The following is a 15985-nucleotide window of genomic DNA, read 5'->3' as shown; positions in this document are numbered from 1 at the left end:
ATGCGTCCAGCGACATCTGCCAAGACGGTGCGGTTGGCGACATTCAACATCAATGGCATCCGTGCACGGCTGCCGAACCTGCTGGCCTGGCTGCAGCGCGAATCGCCGGACATCGTGTGCCTGCAGGAGCTGAAGGCGACCGACGCCGCCTTTCCGCGGCAGGCAATCGCCGAGGCCGGCTACGCCGCAGTGTGGGTGGGGCAGGTGTCGTGGAACGGTGTAGCGATCTTGTCCAAGGGCATCGAGCCGGTCGAGATTCGCCGACAGCTGCCCGGGGCGCCGGACGACGCGCAGGCACGCTATCTGGAAGCGGCAGTGCAGGGGCTCATCGTCGCCTGCCTGTACCTGCCCAACGGCAACCCGCAGCCGGGACCAAAGTTTGATTACAAGTTGGCCTGGTTCGAACGCCTGATCCGGCACGCCAAGGGGCTCTACAGCAGCGGTCATCCGGCGGCACTGGTCGGTGATTTCAACGTCGTGCCGACGGACTTCGATATCTATGATCCCAAGTCATGGCGGCGCGACGCCTTGCTGCAGCCGCAGAGTCGTGCGTGCTATGAACGCTTGCTATCGCAGGGATGGCGCGATTCGTTGCGTCACTGTCATCCGGATGCGCGGGTGTACACGTTCTGGGACTATTTCCGCCAGCACTGGCAACGAAACGCGGGGCTGCGCATCGACCATGTGTTGCTCAATCCGTCGCTGAAGCGCCGCCTGAAACGCGCTGGCGTGGATACGTGGGTGCGCGGCGAGCCCGGCGCGAGCGATCACGCGCCGGTGTGGGTGGAGCTGTCGGTGCCTGCGCGGGCGCGCAATGCCCCCGCGGCGAAAAAGACCGCGTCCAGCCGTAGCCGCAAACGCGTCACGAACCCATCGTAAACCCCAGGATGGCGACATCGCCGTCGTGCTCAAGCAGCGTGACGCCTTCGAGAAAGCAGTGGTCTTCGTCCTGCGTCTTCTTCAGCATCTGGTTGGCCATACGGGCAACGTCCAGCCAGGTCGGGTCGGTGACGGGCGGGCTCCGGTAGGCGGAACCAAGGCCATGAACCGTGTCCGGTGGACTGACGAAACGGCAGGTTCCGCGCCAGGCGATCTCATCGAGATTGTCGATGGGCTCGCCGGTGTCACTTTCCGTATACGCCGCGTAGCGAACCAGGCATTCACCGCGAATCGCCTTTTCGACGCGCGCCTGGATGGCTTCGTGTGGGTCAGCCTCCTCGACGGGCGCGTGCGTTGGAAGAGCGACGGGATGCGTTCCAGGGACCGCCATCTTCGCGTTTGCCATTGTCAGATGGCCGCCTTGCTCGACGATGGCGATCTGCAGCCAATTGGCCAGTGCCTGGCGTTCTGCGCCGTCCATCCAGCCCAGCCACGCGCGCTTGAGGTGCGGCGGCGGTGGACGCGCTGTGCCTTTCGCCGCGGCGAGCAGCGAGCGTAACCACTGGCGATAGGCCGTGTCGCCCCTGCGATCGGATACATCCATCCACAGCACTTCCAGCGCCGGCGCCTCGATGATGGCTTCAATACCGGGCGATATCGCCGGCGCCGTCAGCCGCAAAGCGCGAAGCGCGGGAAAGTGTTCCATTGGGGGCAGGTGCACCGGCGTGTCGCAACAAAGGCTGAGCCGCTCCAGGCCAGGCAGTCGTGCCAGTGCAAGCAGTGATTCCGGCTGCGCAACTTCCGAATGGATGACCAGTTGCTTCAGCCCACCCAGACCTTCCAGCGAACCGATTTCGTCGAGCTTGCACAGATCCAGCACCAGGGTCTCCAGGTGGTGCAGGCGGTCGAGAAAGGTGAGCGAATGGAGGCGGATGCGGTGGAAACGCAGGTGCCTGAGCGTTACCAGGTTGCCGACGGGGTCGACCGTCTTTACTTTTCCACTGATGAGCAAACGATCCAGCTGGTCGAAGTGGGCGAGGGCGTCCAGGTGCGTCTTGGGTTTCGTCGTCGGTCCGAGAATCAGGCCCTGGAGGGATGTGGGCAGCGCCTGGAGCGCGCGCAGGTCAGCCACGGATTCGTCTTCGATACCGATGGTCGCTGTGGGATTGGCCTGATGCGCCCGTATTGCCGCGGTGGGCTCCGCGACGCGGCTGCAACGGATGACCGGGTCGCCGAAGACGCTGTAATAGGCGTCGTCAGGAAGGGCAGGCGGTATCCGGAATCGGGCGTTCATGCGCCGGGTGCGCCTGTCTCGTCTTCGTCGGCCTTGTCGCTGGCGAAGCGAAGACGGTTGCCGTCGGGGTCTGTGATGAGCACTTCGCGCGTACCCCAGGGCATGTCCTCGGGATCGCCAATGGCCAGGACACCGCGCTGCCGTACATCCCGGACCAACTCGTCCGTATCCGGGACGATGAAATAGACGGCTCCGCCGACCGCGCAGTCGCCCGTGTGTTCGGTGAGGAAGATCGTCTGCCCGCGGCGTGTCAGCTGGGCAAAAAGCGGGAATCCGGGTTCGAAGCGATGTTCCCAGTCCACCTTGAAACCGAGCCCGTCGATATAGAACGGCAGGCTGCGCGTGGCGTCGGTCATGCGAAGTTGCGGAATGACAGTCTGTTGCATGGGGCTGCGTCGTCTTGAAGGGATGTCGGTGTGAGAAAGCCGGGTTGAACGGTTGTGGCACTAGAGCCCCGGCCCATCATCGTCCGGGCCGGGTGCACCGGCTTCCTGCCGGGGTTCGGCTTCGCCGGGACGGCAGACAGCGACGACGTGCTCACCCTTGCAGGTGTAGATCGTTGCCGGCTCGCCGGATTCGTCAGCCAGCGACTGCGCACGCCGCCGCAGGCGCGTTTCGATGCTGAAGCGATCGTGTGGTGCGCCTGTGGTGTACAGGCGGGTTTCTGCTTCGGTCATTGTGATCGATTGCATGGTGATGGGTTTCCGCTTGCCGCGTCCCGGTGATTCTAACCAGCGCCCGGTGACTGCGAGGCGCCGCACGCACGCCAACCGCGCTAGTTCCGCGCCGTGTTGTTCCGCGCCGGATCCAGACTGGGTCATGCCGCGGCCTAGCGTCGCGCCCGGCGCAAGCTGCGCGCCATGATGGCGCAACACCGGGGTGTCCTGGTGCGGCCAGATTGCCCGACTGCTTCTGCCGGCGAGGCTTGTCGGGTGGTGCCACAGGGGTACCCGTTATATTCTGTCGTTCCTAACGCTCCCGAGTGTCGTGCATGCGCTGGATTGGACCGCTTCGCGTACTCGCGCTGTATGTCGCCGCTCTGTCACCGGCGTTGGCGGACGACGTCGCCGTGGCCGTTGCCGCCAACTTCACGGCGCCGATGAACGCAATCGCCGAGGCCTTCCACGCGGAAACCGGCCACACGGCCAAGTTGGTCTTCGGCGCCTCCGGCAAGTTCTACGCACAGATCACGAACGGCGCGCCGTTCCAGGTCTTTCTGTCCGCGGATGCGGAGCTGCCGGCGAAACTGATCGAGGACGGCCTGGCTGACGCTTCGAGCCGCTTTACCTATGCGATCGGGAGCCTGGTGCTGTGGTCGGCCAAGGCCGATGTGGTGGACGCCCGGGGAGCGGTGCTCAAGACGGGCGCCTTCACCAGGCTGGCCATCGCCAATCCCAAAACGGCGCCCTATGGACGCGCTGCCATCGAGACTCTGACAACGCTTGGCGCATTGGCCGCGGTCGAGCCAACGTTCGTACAGGGCGAAAGCATCGCCCAGACCTTCCAGTTCGTGCAGACCGGCAACGCCGAACTGGGCTTCGTGGCGCTATCGCAGGTGATGAAAGAGGGCAAGGTGACGGAAGGCTCCGCCTGGATTGTTCCTGCCGAGCTGCACGCGCCGATCCGGCAGGATGCGGTGCTGCTCAATACCGGCAAGGACAACGTTGCGGCGGCCGCCCTGCTGGCTTATCTGAGGACTGACAAGGCCAAAGCCCTCATCCGCCGCTTCGGCTACACCTTCTGAAGCACCGGGCTGACGATGGGATTGAGCGACACCGACCTTCGCGCAATCTGGCTGACGCTGCGGCTGGCCACGACGGTAACCTTGCTGTTGCTGCTGATCGGCACGCCTGTCGCGTGGTGGCTGGCACGTACCCGGTCACGGTGGAAAGGCCCGGTCGGTGCCGTGGTGGCGTTGCCACTCGTCCTGCCGCCTACGGTGATCGGCTTCTATTTGCTGCTGGCCATGGGGCCACAAGGCGTCGTGGGCCATCTGACGCAGTGGTTGGGCCTGGGGCTTCTGCCATTCACCTTCTGGGGCCTGGTGGTGGCTTCGGTGTTTTACTCGATGCCCTTCGTGGTGCAGCCGATCCAGAATGCGTTCGAGGCGATTGGCCAGCGGCCGTGGGAAGTCGCCGCCACGCTGCGTGCGGGGCCCATTGACCGCTTTTTCAGCGTGATGCTGCCCCTGGCCAGGCCGGGGTTCATCACCGCCGCGATTCTGGGTTTTGCGCATACCGTCGGCGAGTTTGGGGTGGTGCTGATGATCGGCGGCAATATTCCCGACAAGACGCGCGTGGTATCGGTGCAGATCTACGACCATGTGGAAGCCCTGGAATACGCCCAGGCGCACTGGCTGGCCGGCAGCATGGTGATATTTTCCTTTCTGGTTTTGCTGGCGTTGTACACGTTTTCGCCGTCGCCGCCGAAGGTGACGACATGACCGCCAATTCCGCCGACGCTATCCATGCCCGCTTCGCCCTGCGTCTGGGCACGTTTGCGCTCGACGTGGATATGCAAATCCCCAGTCGCGGTGTGACGGCGCTGTTCGGCCATTCGGGGTCGGGCAAGACGACGCTGTTGCGCTGCCTGGCGGGTCTGGTGGCCGTACCCGGCGGATATCTCAGGGTGGCGGGCGATGTATGGCAGAAGGGTGCCATGGTGCGGCCGACACACCGCCGGCCGCTCGGTTACGTCTTCCAGGAGGCCAGCTTGTTCGCGCACCTGTCGGTGCGGGAAAACCTCACCTACGGGCAGAGCCGCGTGCCGGCCGCGCAACGCCGCGTTGCGCTGGATACCGCGGTGGAACTGCTCGGCATCGGTCCGCTGCTCGACCGGCGCCCGGAAGGGCTCTCCGGGGGTGAGCGTCAACGGGTGGCGATCGCCCGTGCGCTGGCGGTGAGTCCGCGCTGGCTGTTGATGGATGAGCCGCTGGCGTCCCTCGACTTCGCGCGCAAGCAGGAAATCCTGCCGTACCTGGAACGCCTGCACGACGACCTCGATATTCCGGTGCTGTACGTCAGCCATGCGCCGGACGAAATCGCGCGGCTCGCCGACCACATCGTGGTGCTCTCGGAGGGACAGGTTGTTGCCCAGGGGGATCTGCGCGAGACGTTGGCGCGGCTGGATCTGGCAGGCACCTTCGCCAACGATGTCGGTGTCGTGATCGAAGCGGCAATCGCGCAGCACGATGACGCTGATCATCTGACGCAGCTGAGCGTCGGCGCGGCGTGCCTGTATGTCAGCCGGCGACCGGAAGCCATCGGGCACCGCGTGCGCGTGCGCGTACACGCCAGCGACGTGAGTCTTTCGCTGCAGCAGCCGCAGGGCACCAGCATTCTGAACGTGTTGCCCGCCCAGGTGGTCGAGCTGGCTGACAGTCCCGTCCCGGGGCAGGTGCTGGTCAAACTCGACCTCGGGCAAACCACGCTGATTGCGCGGATTTCCGCCCGGTCGCGTGATCATCTTGCCGTGGCGCCCGGGCAACGGCTCTGGGCCCAGATCAAGAGCGTGGCATTGCTGCGTTGAACTGCGTACTACGGTCGCCGTAGCGCGCGACTATTCTTCTCACCCGGCGGTGCGGACGTTTCCAACAAAAAGGGACGCCCCGGGCGGGGCGTCCCTCGGATCATCGCGTCAACCACACAAACGGCGTGTGGTCAGCGGGCGGCTCAGGGTTCAAAGCCGTTCGCGAAGATCACTTCCGGCAGCGTCGAGGTGCAGGTGCTGCCGTAGAACACACGGACGTCATCCACCCAGAAGCCGGTAGAAGCTACCGAGGTGTCGCTGGCGAAGCGGAAGCGGAACAGCGCGTTCGTATTGGCGAAGGCCGACAGATCCACGCGCGAGCGGATCCATGCGGTGTTGAAATCGCCGTGCCAGGCCGTACGCGCGCCGAACACGCCACCGGACTGCATCGCCGCGTTGTAGCCGCCGCTCAGGAAGCGGTTGGCGTTGGCCGGAACGCTGCCCTGGGCACCGAGGATGTCGGTCCAGGTCGTGCCGCCGTCGAGCGAGTACTCCAGCAGGGTGCCGTCGTAGCGCGCTTCCGTGGCGTAGCGGATGTAGAACTCCAGCGTGGTGCCCGGTGCACTCGGAACCGCGATCGGCGCCGTGGTGGTGAGCGTCCGCTCGCTGACATTGGCCGGATCCGGAACGAACCAGGAATACGTGCCCGAGTTCGCCTGGGTGGTCACCTGCGAGAAGTTCGCACCGACCGAGCCGGTACCTGCGACCGTCCAGGGTGCCGGGCCGGCTTCACCATCATCGGCGAACGCGTTCGTATCCGGACCTGCGGGGGTCACGGCGCGCTCGATGGTGTTGGTGTCCTGCAGGCCGCTGCCGCACAGACCGCCGCCGGTTCCGGTGGAGTCTTCGGAACGGACGATGTAGTGGTACTGCGTCGCCGGCGCTAGACCCGTGTCAGCGAAGCTGGTGCCGCTGACGCAGGTGGCGACGGCATTGTCTGCCGACGGCGTGAATCCCGGCGTGGTCGAGCGGAACACGTTGTAGCGGATCTGACCGCCCGCACCGCAGTTGGCCGAGGCCGCGGACCAGTTCACGTTCACGCCACAGGCGGCTGTGCCGGCGCTGTTGGCCGTCATCGCACCGGTGAAGGTGGGAGCCAGGGTGCACGCACCGCTTGCGGTTGCGCTGGAGCAGCTGCTCTGCACCGATTCGCACGGCTGGGCGGTGTCGACCGAGACGACCTTGTAGCTGTAGGTCGAACCACCCGAGACGGTGGTGTCGCTGTAGGACGTGGCATTGTCCACTTCGGCGATCTGCGTGTAGCCGGTGCCCGGGCACGCGCCCATCGAACGCAGGATGCGGTACTTGGTGATGCTGGCAACACCGGTCCAGGAAACGTTGATGGTGTTGTCGCCACCCGCGGCCACCTGGATATCGGTCGGTGCGGCTGGCTGCGTGCACTGGGCCAGGCCGTCGACCGTATTGGCGGTGCCACCGCCCACGGGGTCGAGGTGGGTCTTCATGCCGGTGGTGGTCGTGCCGCCGCCTTCCCAGGCCACGGCCAGGCGGCCGTAGTAGTCAGACAGGTTGGCGCCCGTCGAACCGCAGGCGGACGGGCCGCCGCTGAGCACGCCGACCAGGCGCTGGTTCGACTCATACAACGGTGAACCCGACGAGCCCGGCTCGGTGACGCCCGGCACGACCGCACCCGGCGCCGGCTGGATACCCGGCAGGATCGGCGGTGTCGGATCCCAGTTGGCATGCAGGTGGGTGGTGCCCGTCTGTGTGTTGTAGCCCGTGATGGGCATGTTCACTTCGACGAAGGTGATGCGCTTTTCATCCACACCCGGATGGTGGATCGAGGCGCACAGGCCCGCTGTCGAGGTGGTGCCGCCGGTGGCGGCGCAGGTCTGGCCCTGGTCGCGACGGTCCCAGCCGGCCCAGTACAGGTTGTGCGCCGGATTGGCCGCCTGCAGGAACTCGATCAGGGTGAAGTCGGCCGTGCTGGTGGAACCGGTGCGTGCCAGGAAGCGGGCACCGTTGGAGGTGGTGGTCGGGCGCGCCACCGGGGTACCGCTCTCGGGCGAACCCGGTGCGCGGCAGGTGGCCGACTCGTAGTTCCAGTAGCTCACGACGGTGGCGGCAACCGAATCGCTGCTCACGCCACAGTGACCGGCCGTGGCGAAGATCATGCGACGGTCGTTGGCCGTGTTGTTGAGCAGCGAGCCGGTGCAGGTATCCGTGCCGTTGACGGTATACGCGCCGACCGAGCGACGTGGGTTCTGCCACGGATCGCCGTTGGCAAGGCAAGCCACGTCCATGTTGCACGCGCCGGACTTGCAGTGCTTGGCGGTAGCGCCGAAACCGCGGTACCCCTGGCCGACCTTGACCAGCTCCAGTTGCACCTGGTCGCGCACATTGGCAGGCACGGTGAGTTCCAGCACCGCGGAGTTGGACAGCAGGACTTCCGTCCACCACTGGCCGCTGCTGAGGTTGTTGGCCGACGTCAGCGGCGCCAGTTTGCTGGTGCCGTCCTTGGCGCGGATCACCAGTGACGCGCCCGGCGGCAGGTGGAACGGCCGGAAGCCGAAGTTCAGGTGTGCGGCGTCCGGTGTTTCAACTTCAAAGCGCCAGGCCAGCTCGCCGTTGGATCTGGTTTCCCAGACACCATGGGCGGCCGGATTGATCTTCACCTCGTGACCCACCGCGAAACGATAAGCGGCCACGCCTTTGTTATCGGTGATCGCGTCTTCCTGAGCGACCCTCTGCATATCCAGCTCATCAAACGTGAGCTTGTTTTTGTCGGCGGACAGGCCCGCCGCTGTTGCACCACCCCAGACCGCACCCCAGGCAATTGCCAGTGCCAAACTGGCGAATACGTGTTTTCGCACAACGTTCTCCCTTCTACGAAACAACATTGCCCACTTCGTCGCGGCGCGAGCACCGCGACACCTTCCCCGGTCGCGCGACGACCGGGACAAACAAAGATCCGAGTATAACGATATAACAACGTGCACAAAGCGCGTAGCGTCGTCAATTCGACGTTGTGCGGGACGTTTACTATGCACGGATGGGCGATGTGGAAAAATAGTGATGTCGCATTGGCTGGATGTTCGCGCGCGAGAAGTCAGCCGCCGTCTTTGGGCGGGGCTTTGGCGTGAATCCGATGCGCGTGCTGCGGGGGCGGCTGGGCGGGAGTGCCTCTATTCGCGTAGCACGGGACGGTGGAGTCGTCGTTGCGCGCGCAGGCACGCCGTGCTTGCAGGCGCTGTTCGAGTGCTGTTTGCCGGCGCGCGCGTTGATCTCTTCACAGGGAATAAGGCCCTGACGGTATTCATGGCGCACTCCCGCTGCCGGCCAATGGATTGGCCGACTGGTAGCGGCCGGGCGCGAGGTGCCAGTCGTCGGCAACACGGCCCGGCGACTGCGGTGTGGGACGTGGCGTCAGTGCGGTGGCGGCATTCGCGGCCAGTCCCGGGACGGAGCTGGTCACCGGCGTTGTTGAGGGGATTGGGGGCGTCCAGTCGGCGCCATCGCAGGTGCTGCATACGTGGGGTGGCGAGAGGCTGTCGCCCTCGCGGCCCGTGTACGCCCACGCGGATGCCATCAGGCCCATGGCTGCCATTGTCACGGCTGTCCGCACCATTCAAGCCCTCTGCCGGTCGGCACGTTCCGGGTTGGCCCGGTACGCACGGAAAGTATGAGCACGTCGGATCTCGGGGCGCGGCGCCTGCACACAGGCACTCCTGATGACACCGATGCAGGCTGGAATCGCATCGGGCGTTGCCCTTACCGCACGGGTTGCGGCGCCAGATCCGTCAGCAGGCCAGGCCTGCAAGAAAGTTCCCTTCGCGCCACGGGGATTAACTCGGAATGGAGCAGGGGACCGGCTCACACGGTGGGACGTCAGCGCCAGAATTGACGGTACCGGTCAGGGGTGAGGCCGAAGGCGCGGCGGAAGTGCATGCCGAGGTGCGACTGCTGCGCGAATCCGCAGTCGGCTGCAATCTGGGCGATGGGCAGGCGTGTGTGTTGGAGAAGCCGTCGTGCGCGCTGGATACGGCGCTCCAGCACATATTGGTGCGGCGTGATACCGAACCGGGCGACAAAGGCGCGAAGGAAGTCGAGCGGTCTGAGCTGCGACTGGGACGCCAGAAAGGCGAGCGTCAGCGACGGCAGCGCCAGGTGGTCTTCGATGAGATCAAGGATCTGCGGTGCTATTTGCAGCGCCCGGCGCTGCGCAGCGGTGGGAGCCGGCTGCGCCAGAAGCGCGAGCTGTTCGATGACCAGTGCCAGGCCGGTCGCGTCGCTGCCGGCGAGCATCGCCCGGCGGGCCTGGCGGGCCGCGGCGACCACCGGCTTGCTACCCGTTGTGATGCAACGGGTCGACGTGACGGCTGCCTTGTCGCGGGCATCCGTCGGCAGGCTGAGCAAGAGGTATTCACCGCCGACGTCGGACTCGGAATACACCGCCATTCCCGCCGGCGTGACGGCCAGCGTGTAGGGAAGGGTATCGAAATCGACGCGCCGGTCGCTGGCGATGGCATGGACGCCGCGCTGTCGTTCGAGCGCGATGCCGACGGTGTCCGTCGGGCTGGCGCCGTGCACGCAGTACGGCGCGGATGGCAGCAGCGACAGGCGGAACGGGCCGAGGTCGACGGTGCGGATCATGGCAGGCACGCGCAAACGGAAATTTCGTGATAGCGAAGGCCAGTATGCCCAGGGAAACTGGCCGGGTCATCCATGAAGGCGGAAAACGATGCGCACCATCGGACTCATTGGCGGAATGAGCTGGGAATCGACGGCCTGGTACTACCGGCTGATCAACGAACGCGTGCGGGCGCTGCGCGGTCCGCTCTGTTCAGCAGACCTGCTGCTGCACAGCGTGGATTTCGAGCCCGTGGAACGCCTGCAGCGGGAAGGGCGCTGGGACGAGGCGGGAAGGCTGCTCGCGGCATCGGCACAGCGCCTGGACGCCGCGGGTGCGCAGGCGATCGCCTTGTGCACGAACACCATGCACCGGGTCGCCGGCGCCATCGAAGAGGCGACTGCACGCCCATTCCTGCATATCGCGGATGCCGCCGGTGCCGCTCTTCAGGCGGCCGGCGTGACGACCGTGGGCCTGCTGGGCACGCGTTTCACCATGGAACAGGACTTTTACGCCGCGCGCCTGCAGCGGACCTTCGGCATCGCGACTGTCACGCCGGAACTGGCCGAGCGCCAGGAAATCCATCGCGTGATCTACGAAGAGCTCTGCGCGGGGAAGATCATGGCCTCCTCCCGTGACGCCTACCTGCACATCCTCGACGCACTGGCCCGGCGCGGTGCCCAGGCGGCGTTGCTGGCGTGTACCGAGATCATGATGCTGCTACGCGATGTGCAGGCGCCGTTGCCGCTGTTTGACACGACGTCGCTGCACGCCAATGCCTGCGTGGCATTCGCCCTGGACGGCTAGTCGCCCCGCCATCCGGTGGTACGTCGCTATGGGCGTGGCGTGTCGGCTTTCAGCTCGCGCAGAATCTGTGCCCAGGCCCGTTCGACCGGTGCCTCGTTGTCCAGGTCTAGGATGCGCGCCTCGCCGCGGCTCATGGCGCGAGCCACCTGCTTGAGCGACTGTTCGGCGACGACGGCACCGCGCAGATTGGTAAAGATGCAGGTGCCCGTGGCCACGGACGACCAGAGCATCTTTCGCCGCGCCTTTACCCCGTGCGCGCCATGCAGGAACTCAAACCAGGTGCCATGGGCGACCAACTTGAGCTTTTCCAGCGCGGCTTCCTCCGCGGCATTGAGGGGGGAATCGTCCGCCTGCACGGTGATGATGGGGGCCTCGGCGGGGCTGGCCTCCGCGCCCAGGCGTGCCCGGTTCTTGAGCTTGATGGCCAGCTCCACCTGCGAGCTGGGGTTTTCTTCCTGGGCGGCCGCCTCCGGCGAAAGGAACTTCTGCACCACCAGCGGGATGTCGTCGGCGTGATAGCCGATCTGCGAGAGGCCTTCCTCGATTTCCTGGCGCAGGTCGGCAGGGGAAAGGAGCCCCGGAGCCGGCTGCGTCGCGTCGGTCAGTGCGAGCAGTTCGTCCACGACGGCCAGACGCCGTCGGTACGCTTCGCTGGCGTCGCCCTGGCGCAGGAGCACCAGGGCGAGCGCATCGATCCAGGCCTTGTCGATCAGCGTGCGCAAGAGTTTTGTCGGGCGGCGCCCGGCCAATCGTTCGGTGACTGCCTCCCGCGCCTGGGTGGTGGCGATAGTGAGCTTGGCACGGCCGGTAGCGGCGGCGACGTGGCGACGCTCCGCGGCATCGGTGCGCTTGGTCTGGTTGGCCATGTACATCGACAGGGTTTCGAGCAGCTCGTCCACCAGATGGGGATTGCCGGTGTACTCGCGGGCGATGCGATCAACCAGCATGTGGATTTGACCACTAAGGGTAAAATCCACTTCGCCTTCCACCTCGTCGATGCCGAAACGACACGCCTCGATGATGCCGTTCAGAAGCAGGCGGGCCGGTTGCGCGCGGCGCAGAAAGAGCTGGGGATCATGGAGGGCCAGTCGCGTATAGGGAACGTGCAGCTTGATCAGTACCGGCCGTGTCACGCCGTCCTCGATCGCATCCCGCGACAGGTACTCGAACAGCATGCTCGACAGTTCAATCAGGTCGCTGTCTTCGCCGCGCAGGCGCATACCGCTGTCCCAGCCGCGCGCGCGCAGCTGTTCGGTCACAATGCGCTTGAGCCTGGCGTGACCCAGGCGCCGGATGTCGCTGCTCGTATTGGGCGACTGCTGCAGGTCCGCCAGGGCCTGGTCGAGCTCGACGCGATCGACCCAATGGACAGTCGCCTGGCGTCGCTGTTTGAGGAGCTTGCGCAGGGTCTGCAGGCTCTCCTGCAAACGCGAATCGTCCATCGGGCGCGAGCGTGCGGACTCGGCGGCCGGCGCCGGCTGCGGTACCGTCGGCGCGTCGGCCGGTCGGGGCCTCGGAACGGGCGAGAGCGAGGCCGGACGTTTGGGCGACTCCACGCCGTCACCAGCCGCCGCCGCGACGAGCCCATGCAGCCGCGGCAGCACGCCCTGTTCAATCAGGCTGCGATTGAGGACCTGGTAGAGCGCGCCGAGATCACTCATGACCAGGCGTTCGAAGGCCCGGTAGAGCAGGCTGCGGTGTTCGACACTCAGGGCCAGTGGCTCGGCCGCGTGGCGCAGCCCTTCCACCAGGCATGCCGGGCCCAGCGGCAGGCGCTCGGCATAGATGCGTGGCGAGCCGGCAAGAACGCCCATGCGGTGGCCCAGCTCGTAGAGCTCGCCGCTGAAGCGTACGGCGGCCTTTGTGGCGACGTCGTCCAGCACCACGGCGCCTTCGAGGTCGTCGGCATCAATGAGTCGCAAGGTGTTGCGTGAGATGGATGGCGATGCAGACGCGGTGATCTTGAACGGAACCGGCAGGTCAAAGCGTGCGATGGCGCTTTCGATCACACCCATGAATCGCGACAGGAATTCCTCACGGCCACGCTTGACAATATACAAAGTGTCAAAATACGCATTTTCCTGTTCGTTGTTGAGCGCCTTGTCCGCCAGTCGCACGATCTGGCGCTCGAACTCATCGAGCATGCCGCGCACGGAACGCTCCAGTGCGGTTGTGCTCAATCCGAGCAGGTGCTGGAGATTGACGGCCACGCGCGTGGGGAGATCGCGCCGATCGGCCAAGCGGGCGGGAGCGTCGCGTCGCGCGATTTCCGGAGTCAGCGTATCGGTCATGGCATCCTTTCGCCTCCGTGCCAAGTGTATGGCCCGGCGGAGGGAAAAAGGCAACCATCGTGCGATTGTTAGCGAGCCGTTCAACAACGTCGCGCCGCCGTGAAGCGGCGCGAACGCTGCTGCAGCGCACCAGTATCTGCGTGCGAGGGGTAGGCAGGCACTGGCGCCAATCGGGCACGGCACGTCCGTGTGCCGTGCCGTCACCGTCCGGGCTCAGTTCCCGGACGTTGAGTCCTCCGTACAGTGGGCCGGACCATCCGGGTTCAGCCCGTTGTTGTACATGTCCAGGGTCGCCGCGAGGTTGATGATGGTGCTGCGCAAGGGGGCGTTGCCCTTGAGCGTGCCGATCTGTGCGGGCGTGTTGGCCGCAAAGATGGCGGAGGCCTGGTCAAGCGCCGCTTGCACCCCGGTGGGAACAGTGGCGCCATTGTGCTGGTTGAGCGCCGCAGCGATGTAGGCACGCGACAGCGTCCAGTACACATTGCCCGCAGGCGCCGTCCACAGTGTCTGGTACCAGCTCTTGCCGCTGAGGAAGAACGTCGTGTTGGCGCCGCCGGGAAGAACGAGCGCCCAGGCCGGGTCATACGGTGCCGGCCCGTAGTTCGAATGCGTCTTCCAGTAGCCGGGCGTCAACGTGCAACCGGATGTGCAATCCCGGTTGGTGATGACGACGGTTGCATCCGCACCCGCAGTGCGCCCGCTGTCGTTCGCTGCACCGAAGGCATCGTTGCGCACGCCAAAGGTGGTGCATAGCGGCATGCTCACCTCATACGTGAAGGCTCCGCTGAAGGTGAATGTCCTGGGCAGCTGGCCGGCGCAGGCCTGGCCCAGTGTCACGGGCAGCTGCCCGTTGAAGCCGTCGGAGACACTTACACATTCGTCGGTTTCGGTGCTGGGGTTGGCCGAGAAACTCACTGCTGCCGTACCGGAGTAGGCGGTCGATCCTTCCGCCGTTCCCGCGCCATTAGCAGCAAAGTGGACGTTCTGCTGCAACGCCTGGCCGACATTCGTGCGTTCGGATGCATCCGGCGCAAAGCCCGAGTACGTGCACACCAGGGATCCTCCGGCCGGTACCACCAGCGACGGGCAATTTACTGCGAGGGATCCGGCACCACTGAGCGTATCGGTGACGTTGATCAGATCGGCCTGGCGCACCGGGTTGTTGTTGCTCACGGTGATGATGCCGCTGACCTCATAGTCGCTGCCGCTGGAGGTGGCATTGGCTGTGACGGTGTAACCCAGCATGACCGTCTGCCCGCTCGCCACCAGCAATGCGTCGGGTATCTGGTCATTGTTGGTGTCGGCGTTCAGTGCCGGCGAGATGTAGGCCTTGGCCAGATCCCAGTTCCAGGTGCGGCGCCAGCCCGTCGTTGCCGATTTCCCGACACTCAGCGTGTAGCACGCGATGCCGACGCCGGCGCTGTCGCTGGCTCCGGTCTCGGTGATGGTGGCGGTGTTGTCGTGACCAGGGACATCGGCGCAATCAAACAGCCGTGTGTATTGCACTTGTCCGCTGTTGCCGAAGAACCAGCTCATGCCGTTCGTGTCGCTGACGTTTACCGAGTCCAGTTCAACATTCGCCGGTTCGCCAAAGATGACGTCCGCAGTCGCTTCTGCGCCACCGACCTGTCCGCTGGCGATGACGGTGGCAATATTGGTGCGCTGTGACTTGTCCTCCACGGTGGTGGAGTAGGTGCAGGTCAGGCTGCTGCCTGCGCCCAGGGCGTACGGGAACGAAACGCCGCATTCCAGCGCGACGAAGTCCCCGTCCATGGCATCGTTGATGTTGCTGATCGTGGCGCTGACCGGCCACGGGTTGTAGACAGTGACATCGCCGCTGACGGTAAAACCAAAGTCGATCGGCGCGCTCTTCTGGACGGATACCGAATAGCCCACTTCGCCAGTGTCGCCGACGAAGAAGTTGAGGGAACTCGGTGTTGCGGATTTGTCGATGCTCCATTCGAAGCGACGGTCGTAGGTGGTTTGCGCCGTCTTGGACGCGTAGACCTCGTAGTCGTAGCAGATCACCAGGTGGCTCAAGGCACACCAGTTGTTGTTCTGCCCGCAGATGGAAGGTGTCACGAGGTTCGCGCCTGATGTGGCTTCCGGATTGTAGAAATACACATTGGCGCCATTGCCGGCCTTGACGATGATCGCGTCAAGGCCCAGCGGCTCGCTGCCGATGGCCGCGCTCCAGCTGATGTTGCGTGGGTCGCCGTTGTTGGTGATGGTGATGGTGGCGCCGTCGACCGGATTGGTGTGGACACCGGCGGTGTCCGGTCCCGGAATGGAGAACCCGACGCTACCGGCGCTGATGTTGGCACAGGTCGGATTTCCCGGAACAAATACGGGATCAACGGCGTAGGCGAGTCCGCTGATGGAAAGCAGTGGCAGCGCCAACAGCCATCCTGGGCATAGTGCTCCTGCAGAACGATGAGTGCGCATGACCGTCCCCTCTGGATGGAGTCCGTGTCTTGCGAACTGCAAGCTCGCGGACCCATGACAGTCGCACTCGGCGGCTCGGCCATCCCCCCTGTGGGATCCGAAGCTTTGCGACGCCGGCTTGCACCGGGTGTGCCCTTGACGAGAGCCCTCGAA

General features: G+C 65.2%; 13 protein-coding genes and 1 riboswitch. Of the genes, 5 read left to right on the top strand and 8 right to left on the bottom strand.

The features are described from left to right. A complete protein-coding gene (gene xth / locus N4264_RS16635; protein ID WP_261693360.1) occupies positions 1-879 on the top strand; it encodes an exodeoxyribonuclease III in 879 nt (292 codons plus the stop codon). Here xth and N4264_RS16630 read toward each other — a convergent pair. From N4264_RS16630 to N4264_RS16620, 3 genes are read right to left on the bottom strand one after another with little or no spacing between them, the layout of a single operon-like run. After that, the gene (locus tag N4264_RS16630; protein ID WP_261693359.1) at positions 863-2173 is read right to left on the bottom strand and encodes a leucine-rich repeat domain-containing protein; all 1311 of its coding nucleotides are present in this window, start codon (positions 2171-2173) and stop codon (positions 863-865) included. The two genes, xth and N4264_RS16630, sit on opposite strands and share 17 nt — an antisense overlap. Further along, on the bottom strand, positions 2170-2559 hold the full coding sequence (locus N4264_RS16625; protein WP_261693358.1) for a bleomycin resistance protein: 390 nt from the start codon (positions 2557-2559) through the stop codon (positions 2170-2172). The genes N4264_RS16630 and N4264_RS16625 overlap by 4 nt, the downstream gene beginning before the upstream one ends. A gap of 60 nt (positions 2560-2619) precedes the next feature. Next, the gene (locus tag N4264_RS16620; RefSeq protein WP_261693357.1) at positions 2620-2850 is read right to left on the bottom strand and encodes a hypothetical protein; all 231 of its coding nucleotides are present in this window, start codon (positions 2848-2850) and stop codon (positions 2620-2622) included. A 314-nt stretch (positions 2851-3164) separates the two neighbouring features. Here N4264_RS16620 and modA point away from each other — a divergent pair, with 314 nt between their 5' ends. From modA to modC, 3 genes are read left to right on the top strand one after another with little or no spacing between them, the layout of a single operon-like run. Continuing rightward, positions 3165-3917 (top strand): molybdate ABC transporter substrate-binding protein, encoded by a 753-nt coding sequence (gene modA, locus N4264_RS16615; RefSeq protein ID WP_261693356.1) that lies wholly within the window; start codon positions 3165-3167, stop codon positions 3915-3917. 15 nt (positions 3918-3932) lie between these two features. After that, positions 3933-4616, top strand: a complete 684-nt coding sequence (gene modB, locus N4264_RS16610; protein WP_261693355.1) for a molybdate ABC transporter permease subunit — start codon at positions 3933-3935, stop codon at positions 4614-4616. Continuing rightward, complete coding sequence (modC, locus tag N4264_RS16605; RefSeq protein WP_261693354.1) at positions 4613-5701, top strand: molybdenum ABC transporter ATP-binding protein; 1089 nt, start codon at positions 4613-4615, stop codon at positions 5699-5701. The genes modB and modC overlap by 4 nt, the downstream gene beginning before the upstream one ends. A gap of 143 nt (positions 5702-5844) precedes the next feature. Here the strand turns inward: modC and N4264_RS16600 are convergent, their stop codons facing one another. From N4264_RS16600 to N4264_RS16590, 3 genes are all read right to left on the bottom strand, one after another. Further along, a complete protein-coding gene (locus N4264_RS16600) occupies positions 5845-8532 on the bottom strand; it encodes a fibronectin type III domain-containing protein (protein WP_261693353.1) in 2688 nt (895 codons plus the stop codon). A 443-nt stretch (positions 8533-8975) separates the two neighbouring features. Continuing rightward, entirely contained in the window at positions 8976-9134 is a 159-nt protein-coding gene (locus N4264_RS16595; protein WP_261693352.1) for a hypothetical protein, read from the bottom strand. Between the two features lie 413 nt (positions 9135-9547). After that, on the bottom strand, positions 9548-10312 hold the full coding sequence (locus N4264_RS16590; RefSeq protein ID WP_261693351.1) for a helix-turn-helix domain-containing protein: 765 nt from the start codon (positions 10310-10312) through the stop codon (positions 9548-9550). Between the two features lie 88 nt (positions 10313-10400). On the opposite strand from N4264_RS16590, the gene N4264_RS16585 reads away from it, so the two are divergent. Further along, positions 10401-11096, top strand: coding sequence for an aspartate/glutamate racemase family protein (locus N4264_RS16585; RefSeq protein ID WP_261693350.1), 696 nt, complete (start codon positions 10401-10403; stop codon positions 11094-11096). 26 nt (positions 11097-11122) lie between these two features. On the opposite strand, the gene N4264_RS16580 is transcribed toward N4264_RS16585, so the two are convergent. Both N4264_RS16580 and N4264_RS16575 read right to left on the bottom strand, forming a co-directional pair. Next, positions 11123-13387: a DUF1631 family protein gene (locus tag N4264_RS16580; RefSeq protein ID WP_261693349.1), complete on the bottom strand. Its 2265-nt coding sequence runs from the start codon at positions 13385-13387 to the stop codon at positions 11123-11125. Positions 13388-13600: 213 nt separating this feature from the next. Further along, positions 13601-15832, bottom strand: a complete 2232-nt coding sequence (locus tag N4264_RS16575; RefSeq protein WP_261693348.1) for a hypothetical protein — start codon at positions 15830-15832, stop codon at positions 13601-13603. A 66-nt stretch (positions 15833-15898) separates the two neighbouring features. Further along, a riboswitch (cyclic di-GMP riboswitch) is annotated at positions 15899-15976 on the bottom strand. Between the last annotated feature and the right edge of the window lie 9 nt (positions 15977-15985).

The sequence above is a fragment of the Tahibacter amnicola genome (assembly GCF_025398735.1).
Classification (GTDB): Bacteria; Pseudomonadota; Gammaproteobacteria; order Xanthomonadales; family Rhodanobacteraceae; genus Tahibacter; species Tahibacter amnicola.
This window is presented reverse-complemented; position numbering and strand designations above follow the sequence as displayed.

What these genes read in the sequence shown, in the direction of transcription:
- xth (WP_261693360.1), top strand. Translation starts at nt 1, where the DNA reads ATGCGTCCAGCGACATCTGCCAAGACGGTGCGGTTGGCGACATTCAAC.
- N4264_RS16630 (WP_261693359.1), bottom strand. Translation starts at nt 2,173, where the DNA reads ATGAACGCCCGATTCCGGATACCGCCTGCCCTTCCTGACGACGCCTAT.
- N4264_RS16625 (WP_261693358.1), bottom strand. Translation starts at nt 2,559, where the DNA reads ATGCAACAGACTGTCATTCCGCAACTTCGCATGACCGACGCCACGCGC.
- N4264_RS16620 (WP_261693357.1), bottom strand. Translation starts at nt 2,850, where the DNA reads ATGACCGAAGCAGAAACCCGCCTGTACACCACAGGCGCACCACACGAT.
- modA (WP_261693356.1), top strand. Translation starts at nt 3,165, where the DNA reads ATGCGCTGGATTGGACCGCTTCGCGTACTCGCGCTGTATGTCGCCGCT.
- modB (WP_261693355.1), top strand. Translation starts at nt 3,933, where the DNA reads ATGGGATTGAGCGACACCGACCTTCGCGCAATCTGGCTGACGCTGCGG.
- modC (WP_261693354.1), top strand. Translation starts at nt 4,613, where the DNA reads ATGACCGCCAATTCCGCCGACGCTATCCATGCCCGCTTCGCCCTGCGT.
- N4264_RS16590 (WP_261693351.1), bottom strand. Translation starts at nt 10,312, where the DNA reads ATGATCCGCACCGTCGACCTCGGCCCGTTCCGCCTGTCGCTGCTGCCA.
- N4264_RS16585 (WP_261693350.1), top strand. Translation starts at nt 10,401, where the DNA reads ATGCGCACCATCGGACTCATTGGCGGAATGAGCTGGGAATCGACGGCC.
- N4264_RS16580 (WP_261693349.1), bottom strand. Translation starts at nt 13,387, where the DNA reads ATGACCGATACGCTGACTCCGGAAATCGCGCGACGCGACGCTCCCGCC.
- N4264_RS16575 (WP_261693348.1), bottom strand. Translation starts at nt 15,832, where the DNA reads ATGCGCACTCATCGTTCTGCAGGAGCACTATGCCCAGGATGGCTGTTG.